This is a genomic window from Neobacillus rhizosphaerae, assembly GCF_050477885.1.
In the GTDB taxonomy this organism is placed as follows: Bacteria; Bacillota; Bacilli; order Bacillales; family Cytobacillaceae; genus Neobacillus; species Neobacillus rhizosphaerae_A.
In genome coordinates this window covers 1-12927 of the sequence record NZ_JBCNAC010000140.1, presented here as the reverse complement: position 1 = coordinate 12927, position 12927 = coordinate 1, and the positions used below count along the sequence as shown (strand labels likewise).

At 38.1% G+C, this 12927-nt stretch carries 9 protein-coding genes; 2 read left to right on the top strand and 7 right to left on the bottom strand.

Going from position 1 to position 12927, the window contains the following annotated elements; translation table 11 throughout:
- Positions 1-194: 194 nt before the first annotated feature.
- From ABES03_RS19290 to ABES03_RS19260, 7 genes are all read right to left on the bottom strand, one after another.
- Positions 195-1364 (bottom strand): cytochrome c3 family protein, encoded by a 1170-nt coding sequence (locus ABES03_RS19290; RefSeq protein ID WP_430119713.1) that lies wholly within the window; start codon positions 1362-1364, stop codon positions 195-197.
- A gap of 187 nt (positions 1365-1551) precedes the next feature.
- Positions 1552-2811: a cytochrome c3 family protein gene (locus tag ABES03_RS19285; RefSeq protein ID WP_430119711.1), complete on the bottom strand. Its 1260-nt coding sequence runs from the start codon at positions 2809-2811 to the stop codon at positions 1552-1554.
- A 280-nt stretch (positions 2812-3091) separates the two neighbouring features.
- Positions 3092-4207 carry a cytochrome c3 family protein gene (locus tag ABES03_RS19280; protein ID WP_430119709.1) on the bottom strand — a complete coding sequence of 372 codons (1116 nt, stop codon included), beginning with the start codon at positions 4205-4207 and terminating at the stop codon, positions 3092-3094.
- A gap of 107 nt (positions 4208-4314) precedes the next feature.
- Positions 4315-5277: a 6-bladed beta-propeller gene (locus ABES03_RS19275; RefSeq protein ID WP_430119707.1), complete on the bottom strand. Its 963-nt coding sequence runs from the start codon at positions 5275-5277 to the stop codon at positions 4315-4317.
- Positions 5278-5293: 16 nt separating this feature from the next.
- The gene (locus ABES03_RS19270; RefSeq protein WP_430119705.1) at positions 5294-6037 is read right to left on the bottom strand and encodes a tetratricopeptide repeat protein; all 744 of its coding nucleotides are present in this window, start codon (positions 6035-6037) and stop codon (positions 5294-5296) included.
- An 86-nt stretch (positions 6038-6123) separates the two neighbouring features.
- On the bottom strand, positions 6124-7287 hold the full coding sequence (locus ABES03_RS19265; protein WP_430119703.1) for a cytochrome c3 family protein: 1164 nt from the start codon (positions 7285-7287) through the stop codon (positions 6124-6126).
- A 27-nt stretch (positions 7288-7314) separates the two neighbouring features.
- Positions 7315-8685 (bottom strand): NapC/NirT family cytochrome c, encoded by a 1371-nt coding sequence (locus ABES03_RS19260; protein WP_430119701.1) that lies wholly within the window; start codon positions 8683-8685, stop codon positions 7315-7317.
- Between the two features lie 533 nt (positions 8686-9218).
- Here ABES03_RS19260 and secA point away from each other — a divergent pair.
- Both secA and ABES03_RS19250 read left to right on the top strand, forming a co-directional pair.
- Positions 9219-11729 (top strand): preprotein translocase subunit SecA, encoded by a 2511-nt coding sequence (gene secA, locus ABES03_RS19255; protein WP_430119699.1) that lies wholly within the window; start codon positions 9219-9221, stop codon positions 11727-11729.
- 66 nt (positions 11730-11795) lie between these two features.
- Positions 11796-12773 (top strand): phosphotransferase enzyme family protein, encoded by a 978-nt coding sequence (locus tag ABES03_RS19250; protein WP_430119697.1) that lies wholly within the window; start codon positions 11796-11798, stop codon positions 12771-12773.
- Positions 12774-12927: the final 154 nt, after the last annotated feature.

Below are 12927 nucleotides of genomic sequence, written 5' to 3'. Positions count from 1 at the left end.
GTTCTTTAACACAGCCTTTATTTAAATTATATCAAATGAATTTACATTAATTATCGTTGGTAAGTTAACGTTTTTTGACAATTTCTAGACACGATGTAATAATAAAAAACAAGGTAACAATAGTGATATTGTCACCTTGTTTATCATGAATTTCTTAAGGCTAACAAATAGTGAGGCTATTTGTTTAGCTTTTTTTATTTAATAATATTTTTACCTGAATAATCTCCACCAGGTACTAGCGGACCAGGATATGTGCTTGTTCCTGGAGTATTTGCAATAGCATGTGTAGATTGGTGACAAGTCCAACATACTGCCATGTTTGTAAATCTCTTTAAGGCAGAAGAGCCATTTTTACTTACATCTTTCATGTATGCTTTCGCTTGAGCTTCTGTCCAACCTTTTCCACCTTCAGCAACTGTTTTTTGTAAATCTGCGATTGTTTTACCAGCAGTGTCTTTTAATAGAGTAATGTCTGTACCGTGTGCATAGTGACATGCAGTACAGCTTCTACCTTGTTTTGTACTGTTAGTGGTATGAGTATAGTGAACGCCATCAGCACGTGGTCCATTTTCTCTGTTCTTTAGATAATCATCATGGCAGCTTGCACAGAATTCAGAGTAATTCAATTTGTAATCATAAACCTGAGATTGAGTTAAACCATCAGCGGGTTTATTGTAAATACCACTTGACTTGTAAATCTTTAATCCTGATAAATCTGTAGCGTTATTGATATCTGCATATGCAGGATCTTCTACTAAATTAAGCTTAATTGCTTTTGTACCAATTGGAACAGGATTTAATTTAGTAATTGTTTCAGCATAACCAACAATAGTGACATTATAATTACTGCCGTATTGCTTACCTGCTACTTTTTCATTTAATAAACGATCATTAGCTGATCCATGTGGATTATGACAGCTTGAGCACTCAAATGTAGCAGTAGATTTATTAACCAACGCACCTGGTGCTGCACTTACGGCTAAATCTGAATCTACACTGTGCATAGAAGCACTCATTTCATGTGATCCGATTACACCAGCTTCACTAGCTTTTGTGACGTCATAGAATCCCATTGTGCCATCATGACAAGACATACATAGTTCATATTCGCTGCTCTTCATTACTAACATTTCATTTTCCCCGTTGTGAGTACTATGACAGTTAGCGCAAGCATTTGTATTATTTTGGAAATTACCATGTGTTTTGTGTGTATTGGTATTTCCGAAGTTATCCACAGTTCCAGTATTAGGTGGTAGAGTAACTTCTGCTGCAGAAGCAAACGCGCCGAACATGCTTAATAAAATAAGCATTAACAATGCAGACAAGCTAATTTTTAACTTACTCATTTCTAGAAAACCTCCCAATTTTCTTTCTGTCTCTTCTCTCTATTTCTCTTTCTGGTGAATAAAACTCTATAACATTCTTTTTTTCACCACCCCCTTGCCTTTTCCATCATTTTTTTACAATTTTCGCAACAATATTAAAGATAAAAACAAGAGAACAATAGGATCATTGTCCCCTTGTTAAAAAACAAATTTTTAATTACCGTTTTTAATTTCCATATTTACTATCGTAATGTTCAATTATTTCTTGTAGTTCTGCTGAAAATGCAGGATCGTAAGTAGATGTTCTCCAGTTAGTTACCCCATCCCAACCAGGTTGTGAGCCATCTGGAGCGGTATACATGTATAGTGGAGTATCAGGTGTACCAGCCGTATTTTTGCCTGCTGCATCTGGTCCGCCTAAGCTTTCGCCTTCTCCTGCGTGACAAGAGAAACATACAGACATGTTTGTGAATTTCTTAAGGGCAGATCCTTTAGGGCTAATGTTCTTCATGTAATCTTTTGCTTGTGTTTCACTGAAGCCTAAGCCGCCATTCTCAGTTGATTTTTGCAAGTCAGCAATTGTTCTTCCTGAGGAGTCTGTCAAGGTAGTGATATCTGTACCGTGTGCATAGTGACAGGAAGCACAGTTTCTTCCACCCTTATGATTGTTAGTTGTATGTGAATATCCTGTTTTAGATGGTTTACCAGCACTTCTAGATGCTAAATAATCATCGTGACAGACTGAACAGAAGTTACTATAGTTCATTCTGTCTCTTGCTCCATCAGGACCCATAGATTTATAGACTTTAAATCCTGTGCCTGTTTGTGAATTAAGTTCAGCAAATGCAGGATCTTCTTTTAGAATAAGTTTAATTGCCAATTGTCCTGTAGGAATGGCCGTTGTTTTAGTAAAGGATGGTCCATGTGAAGAACCCATCTTACCGGAAACATTATAAGCATATGCTTTGCCTAATACTGTTTCATTTAATAAACGGTCGTTAGCAGAACCGTGTGGGTTGTGACAGCTAGAGCATTCTAATATTTCAGTAGATATATTAACTACTGCTCCAGGAGCTGATCCAATTTGTAACCCAGAATCTACGTTGTGCATAGAAGCACTTTCATGTGATTCATTAAAGGTTCCCGCGCCACTTCCATCTTTTACGTTATAGAAACCCATTGTTCCATCATGGCAGGACATACATAATTCGTATTCGCCACTCTTCATTAATAGCATGGAATCTTCCCCGTTGTGCGTACTATGACAGTTTGCACAAGCGTTTGTATTGTTTTGGAAATTACCATGTGTTCTGTGTGTGGCTTTGTTACCAAAGTTATCAACATCGGCTGAATGAATTCCAGGTGCTGGATTTGTAGAAGTAGGTGTAAATGGCGCTGCCGTACCCTCTGCAGAGGCGATTGCGCCAAACATGCTTAGAATAACAAGCATGAATAATGCAGATAAGCTAATCCTTAACTTACTCATTTCTAAAAACCTCCCATTTTCTTTCTGTCTCTTTTTCTCTTTTTTTTAATACGGTAAAAAAGCTGTTCCAACTATTCCTTTTATTCATCACCCCCTTAAAGGACGATAATAATATCCGTATATCTTTTAAACAGGATCCAACAAATGGGAGGTAAGTTTGATCGTATTCTGTACTGTTTTTGCTTATTGCAACCTAAGTAATTACTACACGATTTTCATTTTAAACAAGGTAACAATAAAAATATTGCTACCTTGTTCTAAAAATCTGTAACTTTCCTTCTTATCGGATATATTGTCTTCCAATGAATTTACCATCTGGACCGATGTATTGCGGATCAACTGTAGTTGAAATACTAGTTGCGTGACATGCAAAACATATAGCCATGTTCGTATATTTTTTCAATGAAGAGCCTTTAGCACTTACATCCTTCATATATGCTTCTGCCTTTTCTTGAGTCCAGCCATATTTTCCACCATCTGCAACTGGCTTAGTAAGGTCTGCAACCTTTTGACCTAAAGCATCAGTTAGAGTTGTCACGTCTGTACCGTGCGCATAGTGACAGGCTGCACAGTTTCTTCCATTTGAAGTAGAGTTAGTTGTATGTGAGAACAGGTAATCGTGTGAATCTGTTTTAGTGGCATTGCTAGGTCTGCCTGATGATCTCTTAGCATAATAGTCATCGTGACATGCAGAACAGAATTGAGAATAGTATTGTTTATCGAGTGAATCTTTTGGACCGATTGACTTTGTAATCTTTAAACCACCAGTACCTGTTAGAGCATTGATAGCTGCATATTCAGGATCATCTGTTAATGCTAGATTGATAGTTTTAGTACCTACTGGAACAGATACTAGTGTTGTAGGGTTGTAAGCAAAAGGTGCTGTTCCAATAACAGTTTCTTTTAATAATCTGTCATTTGCTGAACCGTGTGGATTATGACAGCTAGAACACTCTAAAACAGCTGTTGATGTATTCTTAACCGCACCAGGTGCTGCTTTTACTTGTAAGTTTGAATCAACATTGTGCATAGATGAACTTAAGTGTGAGTCATCAAAAGTTCCTGCACCGCTAGACTTTGTTACGTCATAAAAGCCCATTGTGCCATCATGACAAGACATACAAAGTTCATATTCTCCATCTTTCATTAACAACATTTCGTCTTCCCCATTGTGGGTACTGTGACAGTTTGCACAAGAGTTAGTATTGTTTTGGAAATTACCATGTGTTTTGTGTGTGCTTTTGTTACCAAAGTTATCCACATCACCTACATGAATGCCAGGTGCTGGATTCGTAGAAGTTGGTGGAACACCATCTTCTGCAAAGGCTACCGCACTGAATATGCCTAGTAAAAACAGCATAAGAACAGTTGATAACCCCACTCTAATCTTACTCATTTTAAAAACCTCCCAAATTATTCTCTCTCTTTTTTTAATAGACAGTGCAGTGGTTGACAGTAAAATACAAAACTTTTTTATCATCACCCCCTTTGAGTGAAAGAGGATTAATAGAAAACGGATACTCTTTGGTTGACTGTATCTGTTACGAACAGCGTGTCTCTATCGTCAATAAAGAGACCATTTGGGAGATATAGCTGACCGTCTTCCGTCCCCATTCCACCTAATTCAAATAATTGTTTTCCATCTTTATCAAAAGCAGAAATATTATGTGAAAGATTGTTCACCACATAAACATTACCCTTTGAATCGATAGCAACTCCTCTAGGATTTAGGAAAGTAGGATCACCTTTACCATCTTTTGAACCATTAATGATTTTTACAAATTTACCCTCTTTGCTGAAAACTTGGACTCTATTGTTTCCAGAGTCTGTCACATAAATATTTTTATCAAAGTCAACGGTGACAGCATTTGGTGCAATGAATTTCCCTTCATCTACACCAGCTCCGCCAATTTCTAATAACTTCTTTCCATCTAATTTGAAAACAAATAATTTGTTCGCTTTAATATCGGTAATATAAAGCTTTTCATCGAAGATACGGAGTCCGCCAGGTGATTTTAGAACTTTATCCTTATCATTAAAATATTTAATGAATTTACCTTTTGAATCGAATATGGAAACATTGCCATTGTACATATCAGCTACATAAATGTTGCCTTCTTTATCTCCCGAGATTCCATAAGGGAATTTAAATTCGCCTTCTTTAGTACCTTCTTTTCCAAATTTAAAGACAGAAGTACCTGATTGATCAAACACTTGAACCTGTTTGTTATTTGTATCACTTACATAAACAAATTCACCAATTTTGGCTACATCCATTGGTTTATTTAATGGTTGGTTAAATTCACCATACAATGCATTTGTATATACTGGCGTTGCACTTGGGTCTACTTTTGCAACAATCGGTTTTATTTTTGAATCTAAATTGAAAAAATAGACTGCTGCGAAGAAGGCAACGGAAAGTGCGACAATGCTACTCATTAATATATAAACGGTTCTCTTTTTCAAGGTTGTTCAGCTCCTTCTATTTGTTGTCCTTGACTTTCGCAGCGATTCTCTCCAAGCCTTTAGTTGCTGGTTTGTATAGCGGATCATACGTTAAAGCCTCTTTGAAAAATTTTTCAGCTTCTTTATATTCACCTTGATCTTCTGCCACTCTGCCAATTTCCGTAATAACATCTGTGTTAGTAGGCATGATCTTAAGGGCCTCTTTAAGAGATTCATTTGCGTCTTTATACATCTTCAAATCTCGATATACCATACCAAGTAATAAATGGGCTTTAAAATTACGAGGTCCAAGTTCAACTGACTTTTGAGCCTGCTTTAATGCGTCGTTGTATCTTTTTTCATCAAGGTAGACAAGGCCTAGATTGAAGTAGGCACCAAAGTATTTGCTGTCAAGATCAGTTGCCATTTTCATTTGCCTAATTGCATCATCGTTTTCACCTTTTAAAAAGTAGGAATAACCTAAATTTACACGGTGCTCAGGATTATTCGGCTCTGAGTCTACTAAGCCTTGGTAATAATCAATCTGCTGATCAATTCTTGCTTGATCTGTTTTAGACCATAAAAATTGCTCACTTATATAGTAGCCTCCGCCTAAACTTATGATTAAGGTAGCAACTAAGATTAATAAAGCTTGTAATTTAGTAAAATATTTATTTTTTTCCTTCTTCAACTTCGTTCTTTCATTTACTTCTAGTTCTGGATTGATTGGTAGCTCTTTCGCTTCCATAATATCCACCTCGAATTCCACTAGTTTTTTCAAGATAACCTCTGACCGTTTATTTAAAAGAAATATTTCTAATAAACTCGATCAGAGGTGACTATCAGAGATTTATAAAAGATAATACTCTATTGCTTATGGCATTTTTCACAGCTAGGTTTAGAATGGCAGGTGTAACACTTCGCTGATGGCCCTTTAACACCATCCAATGAAATAGGATGTTGTTCCTTCCATCCTTGCTTTTGACTATGGCTGCTTGGATGACACGAAGAACAAACTACCTGATTACCACCTGGTGTGTTAGTTTTTTTCGTATCATGACACGCTTTACATGTTTCTTGGCTTTTATTCGCAATGGTTCCATGATTTTTGTAAAAATTACTATCATGGCTGGTTGGCCGCTTTTTATGACAATCTTGACAGAAAGTATTTTCTTTTGCGTAGTTATAATGGTTCTTTTGTTTAGCAAGTGCATTATCCTTATTTAGGAAACTTGCAACCACCGATACATCGCCATAGCCTTCTAATGGTACTTTTGACATTTCGTTATGACACTGATTACACTTCTTTAGATCTTCTGCCGCTTGCTTTCCATGTGTTTTTGTTTTAAAGTCTGCTTCTTTATGGCTCTTTGGAATCATCCCCGTCTTGTGACATGCTGAACATTCATTTGTGACTTTACGGGCCTTATGACATTCAATACACGTGTCCATATCTGGACGGATAAATTTCAAATCAGCCATTGCGGACTTACCGGTTTTACTATCCCATTTTTCGTAATCAGTTTCGAAAGTCATTTTTCTATCAGCGATCTTGCCATGAGCAACACCACTATGACATTGGATACATTCAATATCTTTGTTTTTATGCTTATCATGGGGAATAATTATATCCCCAGATGCTGTGACGTCACGCTTTGAAACATCATGACAACTCTCACACGCACTATCGGGTATTTCTTTAGGCATTCGAATAGGAGCAGTGTATGTTTGAGTGGCTTTCTTATAAACCTGCAGAAGACCGTTTGCTTTTGCTTTTGCATATTCTTCTGTACCTGAACCTATGTGACACTTAACGCAATCCACTTCGCTATGTGTGGACGCCTTCCACGTATAATACTCCGGCTTCATCTCGTGACATGAGGAGCAAAACTGCGAACTGGAAGTTGTTTCTACTCCTATTAGACCAACAGAGAAAAAGACGACAATAAATAACAGTGCTACCGTTAAATATTTATATAATTTGTAGCGAGTCCGTGGAGGGGAGGTCTGGTCTTTATGCTCTTGTTCCATTATTTTCCCTCCTCATTAACATTTCCCTTAGTTCTTCTTATCATCTTTGAAGCCTGTACGGTGACAGTATTCACAATATACATCTGTTGGAGCTTTTGCGTTAGTTGAATCTGCTTTTGCTTTCTCACGATCATGGCACACGAAACATTCTGCCTTCATTTCAGCTGTTTTTGCTTTGAAAGCATGTGAGGTCAACCATTGATTGCTTTCACCATGACTTTCTGGACGATCTGCGTGACAAGCGCTGCAGAATTTATTAGTTCTTGCTTGCTCTTTAACTATGGTCATGTTTGGAACATATTTTTCTTTTTGATCACCCATTTTCAATATTGAAAGGATATCTTCTTTTGGAATTTCTCTAACCCACTTAGAGTCTTGGTGACAGTTCACACATTTATCAAGCTGTTTTACTGCTGTTGTTCCGTGGTTGCTGTTCCAATCCACATTCTTATGTGTTTTAGGTATATCCGTTTGCTTGTGGCAGGTTTTACATTCCATCGAAATCTTTACATCTTTCTTTTGCTTTCCGATAGCTTGTAAAATAATCTCTTGTGTTTTTAGATCATGCTCAGCTGTCGTTACTTCTTTACTCTCTTCCTCTTTTGCAGCCTCACTAGATCCCGCTTTTTCTTTCTCTTCAAGTTTTTTCTCCATTTCTTCTGGGTTTGGCGGAACATTATATGCTACATCTTTCCATGGCTCTTCACCGTTATTTACTTTGTCATGACAGTCAATACATGAACCCATATTAGGTCTTAAGTATTTCTTTTCCATCAATTTTTGAGCACTTTCCTTTGTCCAATGACCACGTGCTTCTTCTATGTTGATTCCACGAGTGGCCATTTTCGCATGTACAACCCCTGCGTGACAGGTAATACAAGGGATATCTTTCTCAATATGACCCTTATGGTTTACCTTCAAATCACCTGAGGCGGTAACAAGACGATTTTTAGAATGACATTGTAAACAGTTTTCATTGGAGACGGCTTCTTCCTCTGTTTGAACGATTTGTTTCGGTACCCCTGTGACGTGATAGTATACTTCTTTCATTGACTTCATTTTGTGTGTCAGCATGTTGATCGTACCTGGTTTAATGTGACACTGAACACAAGTGATTTGATTATGAGCACTCGCTGTATACGATGAGTACTCTGGTGCCATTTCGTGACAGCTTGCACAGAATGTCGGAGAGTTTGTTAACGAAAGAACTCCATACCCTCCTCCAAAAACAACAATACAGCCAATGAGTGAAACAAATAGTAATTTCCACCTGTTCACTGGATTTTTCCAATCTATACTTCGGAACTTTTGCCAAAGTCTTCGTATTGGGCCTTTTTTTCTATTTTCTCTAGTTTCGGGATCATTATCTTGATTCTTCTTTTTCCCCCAAATGGCCACATTACTCACCCTTCCCATCTTGGATTGATTCTCTATTTATTTTCCAGATTAACCTCTCTAAAGGTAGTATCTAACATTGTAAGAGTATATTCCAATGTACAATTTGTGAATATTTCTACACACCTGTGACAGATTTATTAACTCTAAAAACAACATAAAAACATTGTTATATCAGGACTTCAGTTACCACTACACAAGTAGTAGTAACTTGAACAAAAATTTATATTTATACATAAATAAGCACTTTTATTCACGGTTTATAACTTTCAATTTGATCCTTTTTAATATTGAAATAGCTTTATGATTTATTGCCATGAGATTGTCAAATATGACAAAAAATCGAACCCTTCAAAATAGAAGTTCTGCTGTGAAAGAGATATAATAGTAGAATGACAAAATTTGCTCCCACTCTAACAATGTTGTCACTCAATAGTGGAAGTGGTAAGATGAAAAAGGAAATTATCGAATATTTTTGACAGAATGATTTTTATAAAAAACGTATTAGTCTCGATAAAAAGGAGCGTTCATCTGATATGGGGATTTTAAATAAAGTGTTTGATCTGAACAAGCGTGAGTTGAAGCGGTTAGACAAGCTTGCCGTGAAAATTGATGCACTCGCTGCAGAAACCGAAAAGCTGACTGACGATCAACTTCGTGAAAAAACTGAAGAATTCAAAGCACGTTATCAAAAGGGCGAAACACTTGATGATTTATTAGTAGAAGCTTTTGCCGTTGTTCGTGAAGGGGCACGTCGTGTTCTTGGACTATATCCGTACCATGTGCAGCTAATGGGGGGTATTTCTCTCCATGAAGGGAACATTTCTGAGATGAAGACAGGGGAAGGTAAAACTTTAACTGCTACCATGCCTGTTTATTTGAATGCACTTTCTGGTAAAGGCGTCCACGTCGTAACTGTCAACGAATACCTAGCAAGCCGTGACGCTACAGAAATGGGGCAACTGTATCAATTCCTAGGTCTAACAGTTGGCTTGAATTTGAACAGTATGGATAAGGAAGAAAAGCAGGCCGCATACGCTGCTGACATTACCTATGGTACAAATAATGAATTTGGATTCGACTACCTGCGTGACAATATGGTCCTTTATAAGGAGCAAAAGGTACAACGTCCACTTTTCTATGCTGTTATTGACGAAACGGACTCTATTTTAATTGATGAAGCCCGTACACCATTGATTATTTCAGGTTCAGCACAAAAATCAGCTGTCCTTTATATTCAAGCCAATGGATTCGTCCGTATGCTAACGAAGGATGTTGACTATACGTACGATGAAAAAACAAAGGGCGTAATGCTGACAGAAGAGGGAATCAGTAAAGCGGAAAAAGCTTTCGGAATTGAAAACCTTTTTGATATGGCTCACGTTACGTTGAACCATCATATTAATCAAGCCTTAAAAGCAAATGTCAGCATGCACCTTGATATCGATTATGTGGTGCAGGATGGCGAAATTGTGATCGTTGACCAATTTACTGGCCGATTGATGAAGGGACGCCGCTACAGCGAAGGCTTGCATCAGGCAATTGAGGCAAAAGAAGGCCTAGAAGTTCAAAACGAAAGCATGACCATGGCTACAATTACATTCCAGAACTATTTCCGTATGTATGAAAAATTAGCCGGTATGACAGGTACAGCGAAAACAGAAGAAGAAGAATTCCGTAACATTTATAATATGAATGTTGTCGTTATCCCTACCAATAGACCGATTGCCCGTGACGACCGTGCAGATTTAATCTACAAATCCATGGATGGCAAATTCCGTGCAGTCGTTGAAGATATAGCTGAGCGTAATCAGAAAGGACAGCCAGTTCTAGTCGGTACAGTGGCGATCGAAACATCTGAGCTTATTTCTAGATACTTATTGAAAAAGGGTATCCGCCACAATGTCTTGAACGCGAAAAACCATGAACGAGAAGCCGAAATTATCGCAGAAGCAGGCCATAAAGGTTCCGTTACGATTGCGACTAATATGGCCGGACGTGGTACGGACATTAAGCTTGGCGAAGGAGTAATTGAACTAGGCGGTCTTGCCGTTATCGGTACGGAGCGTCATGAAAGCCGACGCATTGATAACCAGCTCCGTGGACGTTCTGGACGTCAAGGAGACCCTGGTGTTACCCAGTTCTACTTATCAATGGAAGACGAGCTGATGCGCCGCTTCGGTTCTGATAATATGAAAGCCATGATGGAACGTCTTGGAATGGATGATACCCAGCCAATCCAAAGTAAAATGGTTTCCCGTGCAGTTGAATCAGCGCAAAAACGCGTTGAGGGCAACAACTTTGATGCACGTAAACAACTTTTACAATATGACGATGTTCTCCGTCAGCAACGTGAAATCATTTACAGCCAGCGCGATGAAGTATTAGAATCCGAAGACCTTCGTGATATTGTGCAGAAAATGATTCTAAACTCTATTCAACGTAATGTAGATGTTCACGCCTCCCGTCATGAAGACGAGGAAGAATGGGATCTTCAAGCCATTGTTGAGTATGTCCATGCGACCCTTTTACATGAAGGTGACATCACTCTTGATGATTTGAAAGGTAAAGATCCAGAAGAAATGGTCGACGCGATTTTTGCTAAAGTGAAGGAGCGCTACGATGAAAAAGAGCAAATTCTTTCTTCTGAGCAAATGCGTGAATTTGAAAAAGTTATTACATTAAGAGCCGTTGATTCTAAGTGGATTGATCACATTGATGCAATGGATCAGCTCCGTCAAGGAATCCACTTACGTGCATACGGTCAGATTGATCCGCTACGTGAATATCAGCATGAAGGCTTTGCGATGTTTGAGGCAATGATTCAATCGATTGAGGATGAAGCTGCTATGTACATCATGAAGGCTGAAATTCGTAACAACCTTGAGCGCCAAGAGGTAGCAAAAGGTCAAGCGGTAAATCCGAAAGAAGACGGCGAACCCGTTAAGAAAAAGCCAAAAGTAAACCAAATGGATATCGGCCGCAACGATCCATGTATCTGTGGAAGCGGTAAGAAATATAAAAACTGCTGTGGAGCAGCGAAGTAATAATTATGGAGGGACCGGCGAAAATTCGTCGGTTCTTTTTAAATATCTGAATTGCCGGAGGTAAAAATGAATAATAGAATCAAAGTCACTCACTCCCTTCTCTCGGCTCAATCAGTAAGAGAACTTCTAGATGGCTATCATTTTGAAACTGAGATTGTATCCTGTGAATTCCTTACGAGAGGGTTAAATGATTCATATGTCATCACCACTCAAAACGAAAAGTATATCTTTAGAGTCTATCGCCATTATTGGCGAAGTGAATCAGATATCCTGTTTGAATTGGATGCTCTTAATTGGCTAAAAGAACAAGGACTCCTCGTTTCTGCTCCTCTTAAAGCAAAAGATGGAATTTTTGCCGTTGGCATTCAAGCCCCTGAAGGAAAAAGATACGGGGTCTTATTTACTTATTCCCCTGGTGACAGACCAGAAATCAAAGAGGAAAACTGTCACATCCTCGGAAGATCATTAGCTGAACTTCACCATAAGAGCAGTTCATTAGTTTCCTCTCATGAAAGAAGTTTTGAATTGGACATCAATCATTTGTTAGCAGAGCCTGTTTCTATCCTTTTACCTTTATTATTAAGATACTTAGATTCCGACCAAATACATACCTTTAATGAAATTGTTACGAACTTAGAAGATACGATAAGAGAAAGTAAGCTGGAATACGGATTTTGCCATGGTGATTTTCACAACTTTAACATGCACTTAAATAACCAACAGCTGGAGGTATTTGATTTTGACTGCTGTGGTTTTGGCTACCGTGCATATGATATAGCCGTCTTTTGGTGGAATTTAAAAAATAATTACCGTACTGTTGAGAAAGCTTGTTGGGACGCATTTTTAAATGGGTATTTAAGGCAGAGGAACATGTCCGAAGAAGACATCCGGAGTCTACCTCATTTTATATCGGTACGGAGAATTTGGTTGCTAGGAACCATGTTGAAAAATGAGGATGTTTGGGGAAGAAACTGGATAAACTCAACTAACTTTAGTCATTTTCTTAAGGATCTTAAGCAGGATAGGGAGTTATTCAAAAGTTAACTTACCTGTTAAAAATCAAACAGGTGCGCCAAAGAGGCTGCACCTGTTTGTACTATTAATGGTTACTTTTGCCGTGATGTTCGTTGTCGTCACCTTTTTCATGGTGATCTTCTTCATGCTTTTTCTCTTCAGACTTTTTAGCTTCTTCTCTTTG

What these genes read in the sequence shown, in the direction of transcription:
- ABES03_RS19285 (WP_430119711.1), bottom strand. Translation starts at nt 2,811, where the DNA reads ATGAGTAAGTTAAGGATTAGCTTATCTGCATTATTCATGCTTGTTATT.
- ABES03_RS19280 (WP_430119709.1), bottom strand. Translation starts at nt 4,207, where the DNA reads ATGAGTAAGATTAGAGTGGGGTTATCAACTGTTCTTATGCTGTTTTTA.
- ABES03_RS19265 (WP_430119703.1), bottom strand. Translation starts at nt 7,287, where the DNA reads ATGGAACAAGAGCATAAAGACCAGACCTCCCCTCCACGGACTCGCTAC.
- secA (WP_430119699.1), top strand. Translation starts at nt 9,219, where the DNA reads ATGGGGATTTTAAATAAAGTGTTTGATCTGAACAAGCGTGAGTTGAAG.
- ABES03_RS19250 (WP_430119697.1), top strand. Translation starts at nt 11,796, where the DNA reads ATGAATAATAGAATCAAAGTCACTCACTCCCTTCTCTCGGCTCAATCA.